Origin of the sequence: Paraburkholderia phymatum (assembly GCF_038900715.1) — a bacterium.
Lineage (GTDB): Bacteria > Pseudomonadota > Gammaproteobacteria > Burkholderiales > Burkholderiaceae > Paraburkholderia > Paraburkholderia phymatum_A.
Genome location: NZ_JAYMRZ010000009.1, coordinates 21,417 through 42,467, shown reverse-complemented (window position 1 = coordinate 42,467; position 21,051 = coordinate 21,417). Strand labels below are relative to the sequence as shown.

Below are 21,051 nucleotides of genomic sequence, written 5' to 3'. Positions count from 1 at the left end.
ACTCAGCGCTGCTGCGGCGGCGAAACGCGCTCGCGCAGTTCGCGGCGGATCACTTTGCCCGTCGCCGTCATCGGCAGCGCTTCGACGAAATGAATCGCGCGCGGATACTCATGCGCAGCGAGGTGCGTCTTCACGTGCTCCTGCAAGGTCCGCACGAGCAGATCGCCGGGTTCGTAGCCGGGATTCAGCACGACGAAGGCGGTGACGATTTCGGTGCGCTGCACGTCGGGCGCGCCGACCACGGCCGCCATCCGCACGGCGGGATGACGCAGCAGGCAGTCTTCGATCGGCGCGGGGCCGATCCGGTAGCCGGCGCTCGTGATCACGTCGTCGTCGCGGCCGACGAAGCGGATGAAACCGTCCGCGTCCATCAGGCCCATGTCGCCCGTCAGCAGCCAGTCGCCGCGAAACTTGTCGCGCGTGGCCGGCTCGTTGCGCCAGTAGCCGAGAAACATCACTGGGTCTGGCGCGCGAATCGCAATGTTGCCGGGCTCGCCGCGCGGGACGGTCTGCCCCGCGTCGTCGACGATCGCGACGCGATGCCCGGGGACCACCTTGCCGATCGAGCCGGGACGCGGCTCGAACAGCGTCGCGCACGACGACACCACGACGTTGCACTCCGTCTGCCCATAGAACTCGTTGATCGTCACGCCGAGTGCGCGCCGCCCCCAGTCGATCAGCTCCGCGCCGAGCGACTCGCCGCCGCTCGCGACGGCACGCAGCGAGAGCGTCCATCGCTCCGGACGCTCGACGGCGCGCATCATCTTCAGTGCGGTGGGCGGCAGGAACGTGTGCGTGACGGCATGACGCTGCATCAGGTCGAAGGCCGCTTCGCCGTCGAACTTCTCGAAGCGCCGCGCGAGCACGGCCACGCCGTGATGCCATGCCGGAAGCAGCACATCGAAGAGACCGCCGATCCACGCCCAGTCGGCGGGCGTCCACATCAGCCGCGCATCGGCGGGGAAAAACGCTTGCGGCATCTCGACGCCGGGCAGATGGCCGAGCAGCACGCGGTGCGCATGCAGCGCGCCCTTCGGCTTGCCCGTCGTGCCGGACGTGTAGATGATGACGGCGGGATCGTCCGCGGACGTCGTCTCCGCGTTGAAGACGGGCGGCGCATCGTTGAGCACGGTCCAGAACGATTCGACCTGCGATGCGGGATCGGCATGGTCGGCATCGACGCAGAAGATCGTGCGCAGCTCGGGCAATGCCGCGCGCACCGAGGCGATTTTCTGCGCGCCGCTCAGGTCCGTGACGAGCGCGAGCGCGCCGCTATCCGACAAGCGGTATTGAAGCGCATCGGGCCCGAACAGCGCGAAGAGCGGCACGGCGATCGCGCCGCATTTGTAGACGGCAAGGTGCGCGATGGCCGTCTCGACCGATTGCGCGAGAAAAATGCCGACACGGTCTCCCTTCTTCACGCCACTTTGCCGCAGCGCATTCGCGAAGCGATCCGACAGCGACTTCAGTTCGTCGAACGTGTAGCGCGTCGTGTGCCCTTCGCGCGTCTCGCAGATCAGCGCGAGACGGCCGCTGCCGTCAGCCCACTTGTCGCACGCGTCGACGCCGATGTTGTATTGCTGTGGAATGCGCCATTCGAATGCGGCGATGAGACCGTCGTATGTGTCAGCGGCGGGAAGCATCAGTGTCTCCTGAATGTTGCTTATACGTGCGGTACGTGCGGCAATGCGCTCGATGTCATGCTACTCCGCGTGCGACGCGAATGGCCCGCACAACGCGTCGGCTCATGGATCTCGATGTCGAACATTGAATCGCGCACAGGTTGCGTATTGCGAGCTCGCAGGGAACGCGCGTCTTTATTTGAGTTTATCTCATCTTTCGCGTCAAGCAACGGATAGAACAATCGGCCTTTTTCTGCGAATCATTTCGAAGTTGTCGAGCGATGATGACAATCATGGAGCGCGAGTTCCTGAGCTTTGCTCAATTCTTGTTTCGCGCTCTATAAAGCGCAATCTGCCTGCCGCGCCCGGCATCGGAAGCACGATGCAATAACATGGATGCGATGCGTGGTTCGCACAGGCGCCCCGAGTCAGACCAGGATTTTTTTCGATTGCTTGTTATGGGCATCGGCCGCCACAATGCGCCAACCAGGGGAGGACTATGAAGAAGTGCATTCTGCTCGCGGGGATTGGCGTGCTCGCGGCATGCACCGCGGTATCGAGCGTGGACAAGAAGCAGAATGGCTATCTCTCGGTCACGAGTCGCGGACGCACCAGCCTGGCATCGTGGAACAGCATCCGCAACGCAGGGCTCAAGCACGCGAAGGCCTATTGCCGCGACCAGAACATGCAGATGCACACCGTCGAAATCCATACGAACGGCGTGCGCAGCGCGGGCAATCAGAGTGTCGAAGTTGTGTTCGAGTGCTTCTGACGAAGCGATGAACGGCGATCAGGCCGTATTCGATTGATCCGCGACGGTATCGCCGAAATGACTCGCGACGAACGCGCGCATCGCGGCGATCAATGGCGTGGCGCCCGTCTGTTCGATCGTGCCCGTGCCTGCGGGGACCGAGCCCGTCCATGTCGCCTGCTCGCCCGCCGCGGCCGGCACGAGATGAATCCTGGCCCGCTCGATAATCGGGCCGCACTGGGCCCAATCCGTCGACGGCGCGAAAGCGGCTTCGAGCGCCCCTTCCGGGTCGCCGTCGCAAGCCGGTTCTTCGATCCAGCAAAAGCCATCGTCGACGCGCGGCTTCGGCAGATTGTCCGCTCGCGCGACCCAGTAATCGAGCAACGCGCCTTCCAGATCCGAAACTCTCATCTTTGCTCCTCGTGGAGATCGTGTGTGGCGAACCAGCATCGATTGTGCATCAAGTTCGTGTTGGGATTTGTGACGCTGCGAATTGCGGGGCGGCCCTACCGCCGCTGAGGGACGCTCGCGATGCAATGGGCACGGCAAGCATTCTCCCAATCAGTCGCCTAGAATGTAAGTTCGGCCACGACATGATGGAGGGCACGCCGTGAATGAAACGTTGATGGCGTACTTGCTAGGGCCCGTCGTAATGGCAATCGTCGGCGTTGTACTGTGGATCGTCGCGCATTACCACGGCAAGCCCGGCCACGGACGGGGAACCCGTTGGCTCGATACGCACTACGTCGATCTGATGCACCACAGGCACTGATGACCCGGGCACAAGCGCTGTTTTGTGTGCGGCGGGTTCCTTGGCGGGCAGAAACGAAAAACGGGCCGAATGGCCCGTATTCATTTGGTGTCCTGGCGGAGAGAGGGGGATTCGAACCCCCGATAGGCTATTAACCTATACACGCTTTCCAGGCGTGCGACTTAAACCACTCATCCATCTCTCCGGCGGGGACGCGCATTATAGCAAACTCTCGCGCCATTGCCACCTCGGCCGGACGGCCAGCGTCACGGGTGCCGTATGTAGTCCACCAGCGCCCTCGTGTAAGCGTCCGGCTTCGCGTCGACGAGGCTCACCAGCACCGTCACCAGAAACCCCGCCGGCACGCCGAATACGCCCGAGCTGATCGGCTCGATGCCGAACCAGCGCGTGCCGACGAAGCCCGTCAACTGCGTGAAGAACGGATACGTCGACACGATGTAGTAAATGCACACCCCCAGCCCCGCGAGCATCCCCGCGACGGCGCCCAGCCGCGTCGTGCGCTTCCAGAACACGCCGAGCACCAGCACCGGAAAGAGACTCGACGCCGCCAGCGAAAACGCCGCACCGACCAGAAACAGGATGTTCCCCGTATTCAGCGACGCCACATACGACGCGAACAGCGCCACGCCCAGCAGCAGGATCTTCGAGATCGTCACGCGCCGCTGGCTCGATGCGTCGGGATCGACCATGTGGTAATAGACATCGTGCGACAGCGCATTGGCGATCGTCAGCAGCAGGCCATCGGCTGTCGACAGCGCCGCCGCCAGTGCGCCCGCCGCGATCAGCCCCGACATCACATACGGCAGCCCCGCTATCTCCGGCGCGGCCAGCACGACCATGTCCGGCTGCATCTGGACCTCGCTCCAGCGCACGATGCCGTCGCCGTTCACATCGGCGATGCTGATCAGGTACGGCTCGATCCGCCGCCACTGCATCACCCACTGCGGCAGCTCGGAAAACCGATGGCCGACGAGATTCGACAGGATCTCGTACTTGATCAGCACCGCGAGCACGGGCACCGTCAGATAGAACAGCGCGACGAAGAAGAGCGTCCAGCCGACCGAGCGCCGCGCCGACGCCACCGAGGTCGTCGTGTTATAGCGCGTCAGAATGTGCGGCAGGCTCGCCGTCCCCAGCGACAGGCACAGCAGCAGCGAAAGAAAATTGCGCAGATGCAGCCGCCGCTCGGCTTCGTTCGCGGCGGGAAACGGCTCGTGCATCTGCACGGGCGCCGCCGCGCGCTGGATCATCTCGTCGCGCTGCTGCGCCCACACGATCTGCGCCGTCGCGGCGTCGCGAGGAAAGCGCGCGATCCGGCGTTCGAGATCGGCGATCTCGCGCAACGGTCCGTTGTGCCGCCGCAAGTCGGCGAGTTGATCGGTCAGACGGCCTTTCTCGTCGATATACGACTGCGGCAGGCCGTCGATCTGCGCCTGCATCAGCGCGGCGCGCATCCGGTAATCGTCGCGCACCGACTGCTCAGAAGGCGCATCGCGCACCGCGCGCTCCATCGTCTCGATGCGCTCCATCAGGCGTCCATAGCCGAATTGCGGCACCCAGCCGAGGCCATCCTTGTGCGCGATCATCGACACGGGAATCAGGAACGCCGCGATCAGGATGATGTACTGCGCGACCTGCGTCCACGTGACTGCGCGCATGCCGCCGAGGAACGAACACACCAGAATGCCCGCGAGCCCGCAGAAGATGCCGATCGCAAAGTCGACGCCGATGAAGCGCGTCGCGATCAGCCCCACGCCCTGAATTTGCGCGACCAGATAGACGAACGAACAGAGAATCGCCGACAGCGCCGCAAGCCCTCGCACCGCGTTGCTCGAAAAGCGCGTGCCGAGAAAATCGGGAATCGTGTAGCGCGCGAGCTTGCGCACGTACGGCGCGAGCAGAAACGCAACGAGGCAGTAGCCGCCCGTCCAGCCCATCGTGTACGCAAGTCCGTCGTAGCCGGTCGCGTAGAGCGACCCGGCAAGCCCGATGAACGACGCCGCCGACAGCCAGTCCGCCGCCGTCGCCATGCCGTTGAACGCGGACGGCACGCGCCGCCCGGCCACGTAGTACTCGACGAGATCGGAGGTGCGCGACAGCAGGCCGATCACCGCATACACGGCGATCGGCACGAACAGGAACACATAGCCGATCCACATGCCCGGCCCGTTCGCGGCCTCGATGCGCCACAACAGGTAGATGAACGCAAAAAAGCCCAGCGTATAGAGCGAATACGAACGGATCAGCCGATGCGCGAGCTTCATCGGTCGGCCGTGCGCTCGGCGATGTCGTCCTGCGCGCTGGCTTCGAGCGCGCGTTGCAATGCGGCGTCGGCGCGCTGCATCAGCACGATGTAGATCACGATCAGCATCAGGTACACGAGGATCGCGCCCTGCGCGCCCATGTAGAACGGCAGGCTGAAACCCGCGAAACGCACGGACGCGAGCCCTCTCGCGATCAGCGGCACGATGAACGACACGAAGAAGCCGACCAGCATCAACGCGACGATCAGCACGAGGTTGAAGCGCCAGTAGCGCGCGTGCGCGCGCGCCATCGCCTCCGTCACGGGCGGCGGCTCGGGCAAGGGATTGATGTTGTGACGCGATGTGTGGTGTGGCGCGGCCATGCGCCTATGTATCAAAAACGTGTTGCATCGGCAATCGGGGTTGTCCGTGCAACGACTTGCGTCACCGGTCGAAGCGCGCCGCGCGGCGCATGAAAAAACGGCGCATCGTCATCGGATGCGCCGTTTGGATTTGCAAATGCCTCAGGCTTTCAAGCCTTCAAACGTTCATGCACTTTCATCGATCAGCGCGATTCACCCAGCTGATCGAGAATCGCCGGGTTCTCGAGCGTCGACACGTCCTGCGTGATCTCTTCGCCCTTTGCGAGCGAGCGCAACAGACGCCGCATGATCTTGCCCGAGCGCGTCTTCGGCAGGTTGTCGCCGAAACGGATGTCCTTCGGCTTCGCGATCGGACCGATTTCCTTGCCGACCCAGTTGCGCAGTTCCGCAGCGATCTTCGCGGCCTCTTCGCCTTCCGGGCGCGCGCGCTTCAACACGACGAACGCGCACACGGCCTCGCCCGTCGTCTCGTCCGGACGGCCGACCACGGCGGCTTCCGCCACCAGCGGATTCGCGACCAGCGCCGACTCGATCTCCATCGTGCCGAGGCGGTGGCCCGACACGTTCAGCACGTCGTCGATGCGGCCCATGATCGTGAAGTAGCCCGTCTCCTTGTCACGCACCGAGCCGTCGCCGGCGAGGTACAGCTTGCCGCCGAGCTCTTCGGGGAAGTAGCTCTTCTTGAAGCGCTCAGGGTCGCCCCAGATCGTGCGGATCATCGCGGGCCACGGACGCTTGACGACGAGAATGCCGCCCTGCCCGTTCGGCACGTCCTGGCCCGTTTCATCGACGATCGCGGCCATGATGCCCGGCAGCGGCAGCGTGCACGAACCCGGCACGAGCGGCGTCGCGCCCGGCAGCGGCGAGATCATGTGGCCGCCCGTTTCCGTCTGCCACCACGTATCGACGATCGGGCAGCGCGAGCCGCCGACGTTCTCGTAGTACCATACCCATGCTTCCGGATTGATCGGCTCGCCGACCGTGCCGATGATGCGCAGCGACGACAGGTCGTAGCTCTTCGGATGTACCTTCGCATCGGCTTCCGCAGCCTTGATCAGCGAGCGGATCGCCGTCGGCGCGGTGTAAAACACGGAGACTTTGTGCTTCTGGATCATGTCCCAGAAGCGGCCCGCGTTCGGATACGTCGGCACGCCTTCGAACACCACCTGCGTGCCGCCGAGCGCGAGCGGACCATACGTGATGTAGCTGTGGCCCGTGACCCAGCCGATGTCGGCCGTGCACCAGAAGACATCCGTCGGCTTCCAGTCGAAGGTCCATTTCATTGTCTGCGCGGCCCACAGCAGATAGCCGCCCGTGCTGTGCTGCACGCCCTTGGGCTTGCCCGTCGAGCCCGACGTATAGAGGATGAAGAGCGGATGCTCGGCGCCGACCCATTCGGGCGCGCATTGATCCGATTCGTTCGCCGTGATCTCGTGCATCCACAGATCGCGCTTGTCGTCCCAGCCGACCTTTCCGCCCGTGCGCTTGTAGACGATTACGCTCTTGACGGCCTCGCAGCCGCCCATCGTGAGCGCTTCGTCCGCGATGTTCTTGAGCGGCAGCGCCTTGCCGCCGCGCATCTGTTCGTCGGACGTGACGAGCGCGACCGCGCCCACGTCGACGAGACGTTCGTTCAGCGACTTCGACGAGAACCCGCCGAACACGACCGAGTGCGTCGCGCCGATACGCGCGCAGGCCTGCATCGCGACGATGCCCTCGATCGACATCGGCATATAGATGACGACGCGATCGCCCTTTTTGATGCCGCGTTTCTTCAGCGCATTCGCGAAGCGCGACACACGCTGCAGCATGTCGTTGTACGTGACGTGGGTGACGGTGCCGTCGTCGGCTTCGAAGATGATGGCGACGCGATCGCCGTTGCCCGCTTCGACATGCCGGTCGATGCTGTTGTATGACGCGTTCAGTTCGCCGTCTTCAAACCATTTGTAGAAAGGTGCATCCGATTCGTCGAGCACCTTCGAGAAGGGCTTTTTCCAGCTGAGCGTTTCGCGCGCCAGCCTGCCCCAGAAGCCTTCGTAATCGCGCTCCGCTTCGGCGGCGAGCGCCCGGTATGCGTCCATGCCGGACACTGCTGCCTGTGCCGTCATTTCGGCGGAAGGCGGAAACACGCGGCGTTCCTGAAGAACCGATTCAATCGCAGACATCGACTACCCCTTGGTGAAGATGAAACATCAATCCTGTGCCGGCGCGCTCGCGATGCATGCCCGTCCAGCGGGCGCAAGGCGTCGCTCCGTGTCGTCATAGTGGCGCCGCGCGTGACATCGGCCGCGGCGTGTCTCCCACCCTCGTGCCCATCCGCAACGGCGGGCACACTGCGAATCACAACGCATGCCAGGTGCGGCGTCGCAACATCGCGCGGGCCGCCTGCCCGTTCAACAGCTTCGATCGCTTCCCACGATAAGCGTTGCAACTTACCGCGTACTTACGCGCGGACCGGCTGCACGTCAGGCAAAACACCAGGCGCCATGACCGCCGACGCGTCGCGATGCAGGCACACCGCAAATCTCGCAAGCATCGAGCCTACCTGCCGCTCGGGTGTCTTGCACACGTCCTAGTGCATTTGCTGCTTGCTTTGCCGTTGTTATGCGCCCTTTTACAATGCTAACTGAACTAGCCACATGGATTCCAGCTTGAACCGCTATTCACTGTTTCTCATCGCTGCGATGCTGCTCGTCGGCAGCAACGTCGGCATTGGCAAGTCGATTGTCGCGTTCGTTCCCGTTCCTCTCTTCGCGTTGCTGCGTTTCGTGATCGCGATGGCCGTGCTGTGGCCGTTGCTGCGCGTCAGCAAGCTGCGCCGCGTGAAAAAGGGCGAGTGGGTCAATCTGTTCCTGCAGGCCCTGTTCGGCACATTCGGGTTTACGCTGTTGATGCTCAACGGCGTGCATCGGACGAGCGCCGTCGCGGCGGGCGTCATCACGAGCACGATACCCGCCGTCGTCGCGCTGTTCTCGTGGATCTTCCTGAAAGAGAAACCCGATGGGCGGGCGCTGGCCTCGATTGCACTCGCGATCGCCGGCGTGGTCGTCGTCAATCTCGCGCACGCCGACAATGCCGCGGGCACCGCGAGCACAAGCTCGTTCGCCGGCAATCTGATGGTGCTGGGCGCCGTCTGCTGCGAATCGCTGTATGTGATCCTGTCACGCCGACTCACGCAGACGCTCGCGCCGATCGACATCTGCGCGTACACCCACCTGTTCGGCTTGTTGCTGATGCTGCCGCTCGGCGTGTCGGCGCTGTTCGCATTCGACTATGCGAGCACGCCCGTCAGCATCTGGGCGCTCGTGCTGTGGTACGGGCTGTCGGCGAGCATCTTCTCGTTCTGGCTCTGGATGAAGGGCATCCGCCACGTGCCGGGCAGCCTTGCGGGCGTGTTCAGCGCGGTGCTGCCCGTCGCGGCCGCCGTCTACGGCATCGTGTTCCTCGACGAACGGCCGACGCTCGCGCACGGCGTCGCGCTCGCGTGCGTGATCGCGGGCATCGCGCTCGCAAGCCTCAAGGTCAGGCGCGTGCCGCCCGTCGCGTCGTAGTGGAGGCTCATGCTTCGGCGTCGCGACTCGGCCTCACGCTTGGCCTCACGCATCGGCCTCACGCATCGGCCTCACGCATCGGCCTCGTGCATCGGCCTCACGCATCGCCTCGTGCGCGGGTGTGCCGGGCCTCGCGCGGCTCCGCGCCAGCTCTCGTGCTTGCTTCTGCCCGCTTGCCCCGCTTGCCCCACTTGCCCCGCTTGCCCCGCTTACCCCGCTTGCACCCGCTCCTGCCCGCTTCGACACGGCCGTCACGCATCACGCTGTACAATAACGCGCCCAGCGCGCTGCGCCGGCCGGTTTCATCGCCGGCTGCCTGAACGTCGGTTGTTCGCTTTCCGCGTGATCCGCCGTCGTCGATGCGAGCGCGCCCGTGCCCCAGTCATCCCGCAGTGATCCCGCAGTTATCCGATACTACGAAGCGCCAACACTACGCCGACCGACGCCCCATGACCGCCCTGCGCCCCGTTCCTTCCAGCCAGCATCGACGCATGCGCCCGTTGCCCTCCGTGATCTTCATGAGCCGCTGGCTGCAGGTGCCGCTCTATCTGGGCCTGATCGTCGCGCAAGGCGTGTACGTCGTGTTGTTCCTGAAGGAAGTGTGGCACCTCGTCAGCGCGTCGATGACGCTCGACGAAACCAGCATCATGCTCGTCGTGCTCGGCCTGATCGACGTGGTGATGATCTCGAACCTGCTGATCATGGTGATCGTCGGCGGGTATGAAACGTTCGTGTCGAGACTCGGCGTCGAGGGCCATCCCGACGAGCCCGAATGGCTCGACCATGTGAATGCGGGCGTGCTGAAGGTGAAGCTGTCGATGGCGCTCATCAGCATCTCGTCGATCCATCTGCTGAAAACTTTCATCGACCCGGACCAGCACACGATGCACGCGGTGATGTGGCAGGTGATCATCCACATCGCGTTTCTCGTGTCCGCGCTGGCGATGGCCTACGTCGATCGCCTCACGACGCACACGCACCCCGAGCATTTCCACGAGCCCGCAGCGGCGCGCACGTTGAAGCAGAAGATTTCCCACTCCCCTGAAAGCGCATGACCGACCACGCAGCCGCGCAGTCGCGATAACGAGCGCCACCCCACTGAGCCTAGCCATGACCGTCATCAAACAGGAAGACCTGATCCAGAGTATTGCGGATTCGCTGCAGTACATCAGCTACTACCATCCGCTCGATTACATCCAGGCACTCGGCCGCGCGTACGAGCTCGAAGAGAGCCCCGCCGCGAAGGACGCCATCGCGCAGATTCTCACGAACAGCCGCATGTGCGCCGAAGGCAAGCGCCCGATCTGCCAGGACACGGGCATCGTCACGGTGTTCGTGAAGGTCGGCATGGACGTGCGTTGGGACGGCGCGACGATGAGCGTCACCGACATGATCAACGAAGGCGTGCGCCGCGGCTACACGCACCCGGACAACGTGCTGCGCGCGTCGATCGTGAGCCCGCCCGAAGGCGGCCGCAAGAACACGAAGGACAACACGCCGGCCGTGATCCACTACGAGATCGTGCCGGGCGACAAGGTCGATGTGCAGGTCGCGGCCAAGGGCGGCGGCTCGGAGAACAAGTCGAAGTTCGCAATGCTGAACCCGTCGGACTCGATCGTCGACTGGATCCTGAAGACCGTGCCGACGATGGGCGCGGGCTGGTGCCCGCCGGGCATGCTCGGCATCGGCATCGGCGGCACGGCCGAGAAGGCGATGGTCATGGCGAAGGAATCGCTGATGGACCCGATCGACATTCAGGACGTCATTGCGCGCGGCCCGAAGGACTGGATCGAAGAGCTGCGGGTCGAACTGCACGAGAAGGTCAACGCGCTCGGTATCGGCGCGCAGGGCCTGGGCGGCCTGTCGACGGTGCTCGACGTGAAGATCATGGCAGCGCCGACGCACGCGGCATCGAAGCCGATCGCGATCATCCCGAACTGCGCGGCCACGCGCCATGCGCACTTCACGCTCGACGGCTCGGGCGTCGCGAAGCTCACGCCGCCGCCGCTCGACGCATGGCCGAAGGTCACGTGGGCGCCCAACACGGAAACGAGCAAGCGCATCGACCTGAACACGCTGACGCCTGAAGAAGTCGCGTCGTGGAAGCCGGGCCAGACGCTGCTGCTGTCGGGCAAGATGCTGACGGGCCGCGACGCCGCGCACAAGCGCATCGCCGACATGCTCGCGAAGGGCGAGAAGCTGCCCGTCGACTTCACGAACCGCGTGATCTACTACGTCGGCCCCGTCGATCCCGTGCGCGACGAAGCAGTCGGCCCCGCAGGCCCGACCACGGCAACGCGCATGGACAAGTTCACCGAGACGATGCTCGCGCAAACCGGCTTGATCTCGATGATCGGCAAGGCCGAGCGCGGCCCCGTCGCGATCGACGCGATCAAGAAGCACAAGGCCGCATATCTGATGGCCGTGGGCGGCGCGGCGTATCTGGTGTCGAAGGCGATCCGCAGCGCGAAGGTGCTCGCGTTCGAAGACCTCGGCATGGAAGCCATCTATGAGTTCGACGTGCAGGACATGCCCGTGACGGTGGCCGTCGATTCGAGCGGTACGTCGGTTCATCAGACGGGCCCGAAGGAATGGCAGGCGAAGATCGGCAAGATCCCCGTCGCGACGGTCTGAGTCTGTTTGTGTCTGTTTGTTTTACGGAAGCCGGGGCGTTATAGTCCCGGCTTTTTATTTGCTCGCGCGGAACGCAACACTATTGCGTGAGCAATTCTCATCAACCGCATCCGTCCTTGGCTTTTCGGGTTCAGCCGTTTATTGTTCTTGGAAAACTAGGCTCCAGCGAGGGGAAAATCATGCAAGGCGATAAAAAGGTCATCGAATATCTGAACGCCCAGTTGAAGAACGAACTGACCGCGATCAACCAGTACTTCCTGCACGCGCGGATGTACAAGCACTGGGGTCTCGACAAGCTTGGCAAGCATGAATACGACGAATCGATCGGCGAGATGAAACACGCCGACATGCTGATCGAGCGCATTTTCATGTTCGACGGCCTGCCGAATCTGCAGGATCTGCACAAGCTGCTGATCGGCGAAGAGACGAAGGAAATCCTCGAATGCGATCTGAAGCTCGAGCAGATCTCGCAGGGCACGTGCAAGGAGGCGATCGCCTATTGCGAGTCGGTGCGCGATTTCGTGTCGCGTGAAATCTTCACGACGATTCTCGACGACACCGAAGAGCACATCGACTGGCTCGAAACGCAACTCGACCTGATCGACAAAGTCGGTATCCAGAATTACCAGCAGTCCGCGATGGGTTCGCCCGAAGAATAAGATCGCGTGCAAGACGGCGGCATTGCCAGTCCTGCGACTCCTGCTACACTTCTGCGGTCCTATCCGCGCAACGTCTTTCGAACGCGCTGCGCGGATTTTCTTATATGGCTTCCATTGAATCCATGACCGCCTCGCCCCCCGCCTCCGCTGCGCTCTCTTCGCTGCCTGCGATTGCTCCGCTCGATCCGCGCGCGCCCGTCGGCATTTTCGACTCGGGCCTGGGCGGCCTGTCGGTGTTGCGCGCGGTGCGCGCGCAACTGCCGGGCGAAGCGATCATCTATGTCGCCGATTCGCTCTACGCCCCGTATGGCGAGCGCGACGACGACTTCATCGCGGACCGCACGCTGGCGATCGGCGAATGGCTCGTCGCGCAAGGGGCGAAAGCGCTGGTGGTCGCGTGCAACACGGCGACGGCGCAGTCGATCGCACTGGTGCGCGAAAAGCTGCCCATTCAACTGATCGGCGTCGAGCCGGGCGTGAAGCCCGCAGCGCTGCAATCGCGCTCGCGAGTGGCGGGCGTGCTCGCGACGCAGGTGACGCTGCGCAGCGCGCGCTTTCAGGCGCTGCTCGAACGCCACGCCGCCGACTGCCGTTTTCTGTGCCAGCCGGGCCACGGGCTCGTGCAGGCCGTCGAGCGCTGCGATATCGGTTCGCCGGAACTGCGCGCGCTGCTCGAAAGCTACCTCCAGCCGATGCTCGAGGCCGGCGCCGATACGCTCGTGCTCGGCTGCACGCACTATCCGTTTCTCGACGCCGCGATTCGCGATATCGCCGGCGACCGGCTTGCGCTGATCGACACGAGCATTGCGATTGCCCGCCAGCTGGAGCGCGTGCTCGGCCAGCAGGGTCTACGTTCGCCCGAGCGCAATGCCGCGCCCCAGCCCCGCTTCTGCTCGACCAGCGACGGCGCGCATCTCAGGCAGCTTGCGGCGACACTGCTGCAAATCGACGCGCCCGTCGAGCGCGTGCACATTCCGTCGCGTCGTACAGCCACCACGGATTCGCACGCCGCCTGATTCCTCGTTAGCTGGCCCGCGCGCGATATTTTCGCTTTTGATGTGCCGCGCCGGCTGCATTGCGCCACCGTTTCACGAAAGAAACGCGCCCACCGACCGCTCGCTGTGGCAAAAGACCACGCGGCTGGCCCTCCACTCGCGGCATCCCGGCGGCGCCCGCCACATAAAGGCCGCGAGAACGAAACCCTTCCAGTAGGCTGGTTTTGTTACAAAAATTTGCGACGGACGCTTGCCAAAGCACCCAAACATAATGATAATAATTCGCATTAACGTTAGCTATCGCGAGCCGTCATGATTGTCTGCGTGTGCAAGTCTGTATCCGACCGGAAGATCCGCGCGTCGATCGCCGAGGGCATCGACACCTTCGACGAGCTGCAATTCGAGCTGGGCGTCGCGATGTGCTGCGGCAAGTGCGAACAATCCGTACGGGATGTAATGGCCGAAAGCGGCGTCTGCGCGAGCCGTTGCGGCGTCGAGCACCACACGCAAGCCGTGCCGCTGACGTTCTACGAACGCAAGGCCGCCTGACACTGCGTCCGTCAGCCTTGACGCATCTTCATGTTGCGCGCTGAAAAGCGCGCTAGCATCGCACGCGCTTCAGTTTTCTTTCCGCCGTCAGCAAGCCAGTCCGAGACCAGCCAGCGACGCCATTCTTCGAGGAGCTCGAAATGGAATTGCTGATCGGTTTCGTGACCACCCTGTGCATTTCACTGCTGATATTCCGAAAATGACGCCGTGCTGCATCGACGGCGCGCCGCCACGCTAACATGCAGGCCACGCCTACTCTCCCAACCGGCTTCGCGCCAGACGCTTCCGCCCGAATCAATCCGCGTATCGTCACGGTGACGGGCATCGTCATCGGACTTCATGTCGTTGCGCTCGCTGTCGCGTTCACGATGCGCGAAGCGCCGCCGTTCCAACCGATCGAATCGCGCACGATCACGGCCGAGTTGATCAGCCCGGCGCCCGTCGCCGCGCCGGCCGCGATCCAGTCGATCCCGACGCCGCCTCCGCCGAAGCCCACGCCCGTGCAGAAGGTCAGGCCGAAAGTGCAGCCGCACCCGACGCCGAAGCCCGCACCCGACCCATTGCCCGTTGCGCAGGCGCCGTCGCAGCATGAAATCGCCGCGCCCGCCGAGCCCGCGCCACCACCTTCGCCCACGCCGGCCGCTCCCGCACCCGCGACGCAAGCTGCCCCCGCCGCGCCTGCCGTCGGCAAGCCGACGATGGCGCTGTCCGCGCCGAAGAACGTGTCCCACCTCGATTGCAGCATCGTCCAGCCCGACTATCCCGCCCTTTCGCGCCGACGCGGCGAGACAGGGACGGCAATGATCCACTTCGTCGTCGGGCTGACGGGCAAGATCGAGAACATCGAGTTGAAAAAGAGCAGCGGCTACGATCGCCTCGACCAGGCCGCCCTCGACGCGATGCACTCCAGTTCGTGCAAGCCGTATCTGGAGAACGGCGAGCCCGTCCGCGCCGCGTACACCCAGCCTTTCGCCTTCAGCCTTAGCAACTGATCCGCCGGAACGGATTTCAAAGAAGAAAAGGAATTGCCATGCAGAACTACGGTATCGCCCACGTCTGGGCACAAGGGGATTTCGTCACGCGCGGCATCGCGCTGGCACTGCTGATCATGTCGGTGCTGTCCTGGAGCGTGATCGTCATCAAGAGCTGGAACGTCATGCGTCTCAAGCGTCTGACGAAAAACGCCGAGCAGGCGTTCTGGCATTCGGACGACTTCAACGACGGCATGAAGAAGCTCGGCAGCGATAAGTCGTCGCCGGCTGAAAACCCGTTCCTCGCGCTCGCGCTGTCGGGCCAGGAAGCCGCCGACCATCATCATCAGACGCAGCCGCATCTGCACGACCGCATGGACGTGTCGGACTGGGTCACGCGATGCCTGAAGGACACGATGGACGATAGCATCGCGCGGATGCAGAGCGGCCTCGCGATTCTTGCGTCGATCGGCAGCACGGCGCCGTTCGTCGGCCTGTTCGGCACGGTGTGGGGCATCTATCACGCGCTCCTGACCATCGGCGCGACGGGCCAGTCGTCGATCGATCAGGTCGCGGGCCCCGTCGGCGAGGCGCTCATCATGACGGCCTTTGGCCTCTTCGTCGCGATTCCCGCCGTGCTCGGCTACAACGCGCTCACGCGCGCCAACAAGGCGATCGTCAGCAAGCTGAGCCGCTTCGCTCATGGCCTCCACGCGTTCTTCGTGACGGGCGCGCGCCTGTCGTCGACGAAGCGCGGAGACGGTCTTCGGCTCGCGTCCCGCGCCAACTAACCAGGAGGCATGGCGATGGCAATGAGCCCTTTTGCCGGCGACGATGACGACGGCCTCATGAACGAAATCAACATGACGCCGCTCGTCGATGTCATGTTGGTTCTCCTGATCGTCTTCATGGTGACGATCCCGGTGATCCGCCACGCGGTGAAGATCGACCTGCCGCACGCGAGCAGCCAGAAGGAAGACACGAAGCCCGCGCAGGTGACGGTGTCGATCGACGCCGACGGCAACGTGCTGTGGGACGACCAGAAAATCGCCGACGACGCGCTGCCGGCGAAAATCGCCGCAGCTGCGCAGCAGAGTCCGCAACCGGAGCTGCATCTGAGCGCGGACCGCAAGGTTGCGTATGAGAAGGTGGCGGACGTGATGTCGGCGGCCCAGGCGGGCGGCCTGACGAAGATCGGCTTCGTCACGCAGCCGAAAGCGCACTGAGCGCGCCGCCCGCGTTCGTCGTTCTACGAAGAAAAGCCCTGTTTTTCAGGGCTTAAATGTAAAAGGCCTTCATCGTCGGATGAAGGCCTTTTTTCGTGCGCACTCGGCGCCTTCGGGCGGCGGGATCATTTGCCATCGCTTCTGCTCTGGATCTGATCACCGCATGCGGCAGCCGTGGTTGACACGGACAGCGCGGTCAGCCCTATCAGGCTCACTATCAAAGCGGCCGTCAGTTTTCGCATAGGACACTCCTTAGCGAAGGGATTTCAATATAAGCCCGTGGGCGCGTGCGTACAAGTCTGCGGCCATTGAAAGTATCCATCGCCGTTCGCGCTTAAATGGCAAAAACGATATTTGCCGTGTGGCGTGCGCTACGTTCGCGTTCGCCCGCTCGCGTGGAGACGGCGCGAGCGATCCGATGCGATGTCGATGCGTCAGATCGCTTCCGCCTTCAGACGCGCCGGCTTCGCTGCGCGCTCGGGGCATTCCTGCTGGATATGCTTGCCCGTGTCCGGATCGAGCATCTCGACCAGATAATCGACGAAAGTCCGCACAGCCGGCACCATCCCCTGACGCGACAGAAACACCGCGTACAGCTGCGGCGACGGCAGCGTCCAGCCCGGCATCACGGGCGACAGGCGCCCGCTGCGCAACGCGGCGCCATACATCATCTCCGGCAGCGCCGCGATGCCGACGCCCGCGAGCGCCGCTTCCGTGATCATCATCAGATCGGCTGTCACGAGGCGCGGTTCGTGCTCGTGCGCGTGACGCGTGCCGTCCGGCGCGATCAGATTGAACACGTGGCGGCCGTCGCCCGTCGGCGTGTCGAGCGTCTCGAAACGGTTCAGATCGGCGGGCGCGAGCGGCGGCGCATTCTGGCTCAGCAGACTCGGCGCGCCGACCAGCATCTGTTGCGTGCGCCACAGCGGCCGCACGACGATATTCGCGCTCTCCGGCGGCTCGGAGCGCACGCGCAATGCAACGTCGATCGAATCTTCGAACAGGTCGACGACGCGGTTCGTCACGCGCATCACGACGCGCACTTCGGGATAGCGATGCATGAATTCCGGCAGGATCTGCGACAGGATGGTCTGCGACATCGTCACGGGCACGCTGACGCGCACCGTGCCGCGCGGCGACGAGCGCAGTTGCTGCACGACGTTGACGGCCGCCTGCGCCTCCGAGAGCATCGCCTGACAGTGCTCGTAGAAGAGTTGCCCGGCTTCCGTCAGCGCAAGCTTGCGCGTCGAGCGCTGCAAAAGACGCACACCCAGCGACGCCTCCAGTTCCGTCAGGCGCCGCGACAGACGCGACTTCGAAATGCCGAGCACGCGTTCGGCGGCGGAAAAACCGCCATGTTCGACGACCTGCGAAAAGTACATCAGGTCATTCAGGTTATGCGAATCGATCTTCATGTCATCGTTTCACTGGCAGAACAATCCATTGCGACGGGCGGCCTGTTTTGGTCAAAATCGGTCCATATAATAGCTGCATGTTTCAGAAATAACGCTATTCCCCATTTTTCGAGGTGACTTTGATGAGCGCGACCCGCACGATCGAACGCACGTACCCTTCTGTTCGCACGGTTGAAGGCGGCGGCTTCGTCGTCCACCGCCCGTTTCCGACACGCATGCTGATGGACTTCGATCCGTTTCTGCTGCTCGACGAGATGGGCCCCGTCGACTATGCGCCCGGCGAGGCGAAGGGCGCGCCCGATCACCCGCATCGCGGCTTCGAAACGGTGACCTACGTGCTCGAAGGCCAGTTCGGCCACAAGGACTCGGCGGGCCACTCGGGCACGCTGCGAGCGGGCGACGTCCAATGGATGACAGCCGGTTCCGGCGTCGTGCACAGCGAAATGCCGGACCCGTCGTTCGTTGCGACGGGCGGCCGCGTGCACGGGCTGCAACTGTGGGTGAACCTGCCGAAGCGCGACAAGATGATCGCGCCGCGTTATCAGGAGATGCCGTCGGCGGGCATTCCCGTCGCGACATCCGGCGACGGCAAGGTGCGCGTGAAGGTGATCGCCGGCGAGGCGCTCGGCGTGAAGGCCGCGATCGAGACGCGCACGCCGATTCTGTACCAGCATTTCACGCTGCAGCCGGGCGCGCGCATCGTGCAACCCGTGCCGCGCGACTATCGCGTGTTCACTTATGGGCTTGCGGGCACAGGCTTCTACAGCGACGAGCAGCTCGAAATCGGACCGCAGCAGATGATCGTGTTCGACAACGACGGCGACACGGTGACGATGGCCGCCGGCGCCGAGCCGCTCGACGTGCTGCTGTTCGGCGGCGTGCCGCTGAACGAACCCGTCGTGCGCTATGGCCCGTTCGTGATGAATACGGAGGAGGAAATCCGTCAGGCCGTGATCGACTATCAGGCGGGTCGCATGGGACAGATCACGCATTGAGCGCCTTATCAGCGCATTATCAGCGCCGTCTCGCCCTGAGGTTTCAGCTTTTCGCGCGGCCCGCCCTATCCGCGAATCGCAGCAAATTCGTTCACAATAGCAACCTGAGAAAAGCAACCTGGCCGCGCGCCGCGTAATGCGCCGCGCGGCAGTACCTTTCCCGCACAAGGACACAAGGAGCGCGCATGGCAGACACGAAGGTCACGGCACACATCGGCTCGGCGAATTATCAGGTGATGTTCGACGACGGCGCGCATACGTGGATCGCCGACGAACCCGAGTCGCTCGGCGGCGGCGATCGCGGCCCCACGCCGAACTCGCTGCTGCTGTCGAGCCTCGGCGCGTGCACGTCGATTACGCTGAAGATGTATGCGCAGCGCAAAGGCTGGCCGCTCGAAGAAGTGCGCGTGACGCTGTCGATGCAGAAGGAAGGCGACGGCACGGCCATCGACCGCCAGATCGTGCTGACGGGCGATCTGTCCGACGAGCAGCAGGAACGGCTTCTGCAGATCGCCAATTCGTGTCCCGTGCACAAGATCCTGAGCAATCCGATTTCGATCCGTACGGGCCTGGCTGTTGCTTGATGCTATAAACCTTGGGCTTTAGAAGGAAGCTGCCGTCTTGAACTTCGAACATCTGATCCAGATCAACGATCCGCTGAATCCGCTCGTCGAATCGCTGACGCGCGAGCAACTGTGGGAAGGGCTCGTGCTGCGCGCCGAGCAACCGCAGCTGTTCGTCATCGGCCTCGACAGCTGCTCGATTCTGTCGCGCACCGACAGCACGATGGAGCGCGAACTGCACTACGGCCAGGCGACCGTGCGCGATCACGTAACGCTCACGCCGAAGGACAGCGTGCGTTACGACATCCTCGCGACGGCCGAATACGTCGGCGGTTCGCTGACGATGACGATCGAGCAGCCTGACGAGTTGCAGCTCTTTTTGCGCTTCGAGTACAAAACGAGCCTGCCGTCCGCCGACGACAACGGCGATCCCGACGCGCGTCAGACAGAAGAGATCGTGAAATCGGCGTATCGCGAGTCGGACATCGACACTGTCCGGCTGATCCGCCAGTACGTCAGCGCGCGCAATACGCCTGACCAGCTGCATTAAATCCTGCGCGCCGCCGGACACTCCGCGCGGCGCAATCCCCTGCCTATCGAAACGCCCCACCGATTGATTTCGCAGTCTTGTGAATAGGAATGGTTATCATTTAGAATCAATCCAACAAATCGACGAACCAATGGCAAGCATGACGAACACGACGCGCTCTTCCACGCTCAGCCTGCGCCGCCCCGCGGCCGCGGCACTGACGACCGGCCGCCCGACGAAGTCCGTCACGACGGCGTCCGCCGAACGCAGAACCGGCAACGACAGCGGCAGCGGCAGTAACGCCACACAGCCCGCCGGGCCGACTGAGCGCGTAGTGACCAGCGACGCGCTGCTTCAGGGCCGCAGCCACGTAAGCATCGTGCACAACGGCGAGACGTATCAGCTGCGCGCGACGCGCCTGGGCAAGCTGATCCTGACCAAGTAACGATTGCAGCAGAACCGGGTATTGTGGGGACCACCTCTCCGAGAGGTGTTGGGCACTAGCCAGCCACGACGGCTTGCACGCGAGATCTAGACCCCTTCGTGCAGACACCAAGCCAGCCGTCTCAGCCAGCCAGGCCGCTTTTTTGGGTTCTCACCGCGGATAGCACCGCAAAGCGCGCGACGAATCGCGCGACGCTCAAACGATATGAAGCCGTGTGGATGAGCACATCCGCACGGCTTTTGTCTTTGAAGGCGTGTCGCGCGGAATCGCGGACCTCAGCCGACGACAGAAAAACGGTGTCAGCCGATCTCCAGCGCGGCGATTCCCGCGCGCGCGACAGCCGCATCCTGCTCGGATTTCACACCGGATACACCGATCGAGCCGACCGTCTCGCCGTCTACGACGATGGGCACGCCACCCTCGACCATCGCCGTGATCGGCGCGCTCAGAAAGGCCGTACGGCCCTGCTTGATCACGTCTTCGTAGACCTTGGTTTCGCGGCGTCCGAGTACGGCCGTGCGCCCCTTCGCGGTCGCCATGTCGACTGTGCCCGGCGCGGCGCCGTCCATCCGGTGCAGATGGAGCAGATGACCGCCGTCGTCAAGGATGGCGATTGTCACGATCCAGTGATTGGCTACCGCGTGCGCTTCGGCGGCGGCCGCCATTTTCTTGACGTCTTCGTCGGTCAGTATGGGTTTGGTTCTCACAGGCTGCCTCGCTGGAAAACGCGGTGGAAAACGCGGCGCGC

At 63.6% G+C, this 21,051-nt stretch carries 22 protein-coding genes and 1 tRNA gene; 15 read left to right on the top strand and 8 right to left on the bottom strand.

Features of this window, described 5'->3' with window-relative positions; all coding sequences use genetic code 11:
• Positions 1-2: 2 nt before the first annotated feature.
• Positions 3-1,643: an acyl-CoA synthetase gene (locus VSR68_RS17940; protein WP_342941121.1), complete on the bottom strand. Its 1,641-nt coding sequence runs from the start codon at positions 1,641-1,643 to the stop codon at positions 3-5.
• Between the two features lie 478 nt (positions 1,644-2,121).
• Between VSR68_RS17940 and VSR68_RS17935 the strand changes: the two genes are divergently transcribed.
• Positions 2,122-2,394: a hypothetical protein gene (locus tag VSR68_RS17935; RefSeq protein WP_090861546.1), complete on the top strand. Its 273-nt coding sequence runs from the start codon at positions 2,122-2,124 to the stop codon at positions 2,392-2,394.
• Between the two features lie 18 nt (positions 2,395-2,412).
• Here VSR68_RS17935 and VSR68_RS17930 read toward each other — a convergent pair whose 3' ends face one another.
• The gene (locus tag VSR68_RS17930; protein WP_090861544.1) at positions 2,413-2,784 is read right to left on the bottom strand and encodes a DUF2591 domain-containing protein; all 372 of its coding nucleotides are present in this window, start codon (positions 2,782-2,784) and stop codon (positions 2,413-2,415) included.
• Positions 2,785-2,983: 199 nt separating this feature from the next.
• Here VSR68_RS17930 and VSR68_RS17925 point away from each other — a divergent pair, with 199 nt between their 5' ends.
• Positions 2,984-3,145: a hypothetical protein gene (locus VSR68_RS17925; protein WP_342941120.1), complete on the top strand. Its 162-nt coding sequence runs from the start codon at positions 2,984-2,986 to the stop codon at positions 3,143-3,145.
• A gap of 93 nt (positions 3,146-3,238) precedes the next feature.
• Here VSR68_RS17925 and VSR68_RS17920 read toward each other — a convergent pair.
• The 4 genes from VSR68_RS17920 to acs all read right to left on the bottom strand — a co-directional run bounded on the left by VSR68_RS17920 (position 3,239) and on the right by acs (position 7,936).
• Positions 3,239-3,329 (bottom strand) — tRNA-Ser (locus tag VSR68_RS17920).
• 61 nt (positions 3,330-3,390) lie between these two features.
• Positions 3,391-5,409: a sodium:solute symporter family protein gene (locus tag VSR68_RS17915; RefSeq protein ID WP_342941119.1), complete on the bottom strand. Its 2,019-nt coding sequence runs from the start codon at positions 5,407-5,409 to the stop codon at positions 3,391-3,393.
• A complete protein-coding gene (locus VSR68_RS17910) occupies positions 5,406-5,771 on the bottom strand; it encodes a DUF4212 domain-containing protein (RefSeq protein WP_342941118.1) in 366 nt (121 codons plus the stop codon). Before VSR68_RS17910 ends, VSR68_RS17915 begins: the two co-directional genes overlap by 4 nt.
• Positions 5,772-5,953: 182 nt before the next feature.
• Positions 5,954-7,936, bottom strand: a complete 1,983-nt coding sequence (gene acs, locus VSR68_RS17905; protein WP_342941117.1) for an acetate--CoA ligase — start codon at positions 7,934-7,936, stop codon at positions 5,954-5,956.
• Between the two features lie 486 nt (positions 7,937-8,422).
• Here acs and VSR68_RS17900 point away from each other — a divergent pair, with 486 nt between their 5' ends.
• The 9 genes from VSR68_RS17900 (at position 8,423) to VSR68_RS17860 (ending at position 16,356) form a co-directional block, all read left to right on the top strand.
• Positions 8,423-9,322: a DMT family transporter gene (locus tag VSR68_RS17900; protein ID WP_342941116.1), complete on the top strand. Its 900-nt coding sequence runs from the start codon at positions 8,423-8,425 to the stop codon at positions 9,320-9,322.
• Positions 9,323-9,771: 449 nt separating this feature from the next.
• Positions 9,772-10,377: a TIGR00645 family protein gene (locus VSR68_RS17895; protein ID WP_342941115.1), complete on the top strand. Its 606-nt coding sequence runs from the start codon at positions 9,772-9,774 to the stop codon at positions 10,375-10,377.
• Positions 10,378-10,432: 55 nt separating this feature from the next.
• On the top strand, positions 10,433-11,956 hold the full coding sequence (locus tag VSR68_RS17890) for a fumarate hydratase (protein ID WP_342941114.1): 1,524 nt from the start codon (positions 10,433-10,435) through the stop codon (positions 11,954-11,956).
• A gap of 179 nt (positions 11,957-12,135) precedes the next feature.
• Positions 12,136-12,615 carry a bacterioferritin gene (gene bfr / locus VSR68_RS17885; RefSeq protein WP_342941113.1) on the top strand — a complete coding sequence of 160 codons (480 nt, stop codon included), beginning with the start codon at positions 12,136-12,138 and terminating at the stop codon, positions 12,613-12,615.
• Positions 12,616-12,719: 104 nt separating this feature from the next.
• Positions 12,720-13,631, top strand: coding sequence for a glutamate racemase (gene murI / locus VSR68_RS17880; protein ID WP_342941112.1), 912 nt, complete (start codon positions 12,720-12,722; stop codon positions 13,629-13,631).
• Between the two features lie 291 nt (positions 13,632-13,922).
• A complete protein-coding gene (locus VSR68_RS17875; protein ID WP_087736062.1) occupies positions 13,923-14,159 on the top strand; it encodes a (2Fe-2S)-binding protein in 237 nt (78 codons plus the stop codon).
• 239 nt (positions 14,160-14,398) lie between these two features.
• Positions 14,399-15,151, top strand: a complete 753-nt coding sequence (locus VSR68_RS17870) for an energy transducer TonB (protein ID WP_342941111.1) — start codon at positions 14,399-14,401, stop codon at positions 15,149-15,151.
• A gap of 38 nt (positions 15,152-15,189) precedes the next feature.
• Complete coding sequence (locus VSR68_RS17865; RefSeq protein WP_342941110.1) at positions 15,190-15,921, top strand: MotA/TolQ/ExbB proton channel family protein; 732 nt, start codon at positions 15,190-15,192, stop codon at positions 15,919-15,921.
• A gap of 15 nt (positions 15,922-15,936) precedes the next feature.
• Positions 15,937-16,356 (top strand): biopolymer transporter ExbD, encoded by a 420-nt coding sequence (locus VSR68_RS17860; protein ID WP_342941109.1) that lies wholly within the window; start codon positions 15,937-15,939, stop codon positions 16,354-16,356.
• Positions 16,357-16,790: 434 nt separating this feature from the next.
• Here VSR68_RS17860 and VSR68_RS17855 read toward each other — a convergent pair whose 3' ends face one another.
• Positions 16,791-17,771 carry a LysR family transcriptional regulator gene (locus VSR68_RS17855; protein WP_342941108.1) on the bottom strand — a complete coding sequence of 327 codons (981 nt, stop codon included), beginning with the start codon at positions 17,769-17,771 and terminating at the stop codon, positions 16,791-16,793.
• A gap of 122 nt (positions 17,772-17,893) precedes the next feature.
• Between VSR68_RS17855 and VSR68_RS17850 the strand changes: the two genes are divergently transcribed.
• The 4 genes from VSR68_RS17850 (at position 17,894) to hemP (ending at position 20,303) form a co-directional block, all read left to right on the top strand.
• Positions 17,894-18,766: a pirin family protein gene (locus VSR68_RS17850; protein ID WP_342941107.1), complete on the top strand. Its 873-nt coding sequence runs from the start codon at positions 17,894-17,896 to the stop codon at positions 18,764-18,766.
• 185 nt (positions 18,767-18,951) lie between these two features.
• Positions 18,952-19,350: an OsmC family protein gene (locus tag VSR68_RS17845; protein WP_342941106.1), complete on the top strand. Its 399-nt coding sequence runs from the start codon at positions 18,952-18,954 to the stop codon at positions 19,348-19,350.
• Positions 19,351-19,387: 37 nt separating this feature from the next.
• Complete coding sequence (locus tag VSR68_RS17840) at positions 19,388-19,879, top strand: SRPBCC family protein (RefSeq protein ID WP_342934869.1); 492 nt, start codon at positions 19,388-19,390, stop codon at positions 19,877-19,879.
• Positions 19,880-20,018: 139 nt separating this feature from the next.
• Positions 20,019-20,303: a hemin uptake protein HemP gene (gene hemP / locus VSR68_RS17835; protein ID WP_342941105.1), complete on the top strand. Its 285-nt coding sequence runs from the start codon at positions 20,019-20,021 to the stop codon at positions 20,301-20,303.
• A 299-nt stretch (positions 20,304-20,602) separates the two neighbouring features.
• On the opposite strand, the gene VSR68_RS17830 is transcribed toward hemP, so the two are convergent.
• Entirely contained in the window at positions 20,603-21,010 is a 408-nt protein-coding gene (locus VSR68_RS17830) for a heme-binding protein (RefSeq protein WP_342941104.1), read from the bottom strand.
• Positions 21,011-21,051: the final 41 nt, after the last annotated feature.

Excerpts from the sequence above, each read along its gene's own strand:
- VSR68_RS17850 (WP_342941107.1), top strand. The coding sequence starts at position 17,894 with ATGAGCGCGACCCGCACGATCGAACGCACGTACCCTTCTGTTCGCACG.
- VSR68_RS17870 (WP_342941111.1), top strand. The coding sequence starts at position 14,399 with ATGCAGGCCACGCCTACTCTCCCAACCGGCTTCGCGCCAGACGCTTCC.
- VSR68_RS17875 (WP_087736062.1), top strand. The coding sequence starts at position 13,923 with ATGATTGTCTGCGTGTGCAAGTCTGTATCCGACCGGAAGATCCGCGCG.
- hemP (WP_342941105.1), top strand. The coding sequence starts at position 20,019 with ATGACGAACACGACGCGCTCTTCCACGCTCAGCCTGCGCCGCCCCGCG.
- VSR68_RS17845 (WP_342941106.1), top strand. The coding sequence starts at position 18,952 with ATGGCAGACACGAAGGTCACGGCACACATCGGCTCGGCGAATTATCAG.
- VSR68_RS17910 (WP_342941118.1), bottom strand. The coding sequence starts at position 5,771 with ATGGCCGCGCCACACCACACATCGCGTCACAACATCAATCCCTTGCCC.
- VSR68_RS17935 (WP_090861546.1), top strand. The coding sequence starts at position 2,122 with ATGAAGAAGTGCATTCTGCTCGCGGGGATTGGCGTGCTCGCGGCATGC.
- VSR68_RS17865 (WP_342941110.1), top strand. The coding sequence starts at position 15,190 with ATGCAGAACTACGGTATCGCCCACGTCTGGGCACAAGGGGATTTCGTC.
- acs (WP_342941117.1), bottom strand. The coding sequence starts at position 7,936 with ATGTCTGCGATTGAATCGGTTCTTCAGGAACGCCGCGTGTTTCCGCCT.
- VSR68_RS17930 (WP_090861544.1), bottom strand. The coding sequence starts at position 2,784 with ATGAGAGTTTCGGATCTGGAAGGCGCGTTGCTCGATTACTGGGTCGCG.
- VSR68_RS17895 (WP_342941115.1), top strand. The coding sequence starts at position 9,772 with ATGACCGCCCTGCGCCCCGTTCCTTCCAGCCAGCATCGACGCATGCGC.
- VSR68_RS17940 (WP_342941121.1), bottom strand. The coding sequence starts at position 1,643 with ATGCTTCCCGCCGCTGACACATACGACGGTCTCATCGCCGCATTCGAA.
- murI (WP_342941112.1), top strand. The coding sequence starts at position 12,720 with ATGGCTTCCATTGAATCCATGACCGCCTCGCCCCCCGCCTCCGCTGCG.
- VSR68_RS17915 (WP_342941119.1), bottom strand. The coding sequence starts at position 5,409 with ATGAAGCTCGCGCATCGGCTGATCCGTTCGTATTCGCTCTATACGCTG.
- VSR68_RS17860 (WP_342941109.1), top strand. The coding sequence starts at position 15,937 with ATGGCAATGAGCCCTTTTGCCGGCGACGATGACGACGGCCTCATGAAC.
- bfr (WP_342941113.1), top strand. The coding sequence starts at position 12,136 with ATGCAAGGCGATAAAAAGGTCATCGAATATCTGAACGCCCAGTTGAAG.
- VSR68_RS17855 (WP_342941108.1), bottom strand. The coding sequence starts at position 17,771 with ATGAAGATCGATTCGCATAACCTGAATGACCTGATGTACTTTTCGCAG.
- VSR68_RS17890 (WP_342941114.1), top strand. The coding sequence starts at position 10,433 with ATGACCGTCATCAAACAGGAAGACCTGATCCAGAGTATTGCGGATTCG.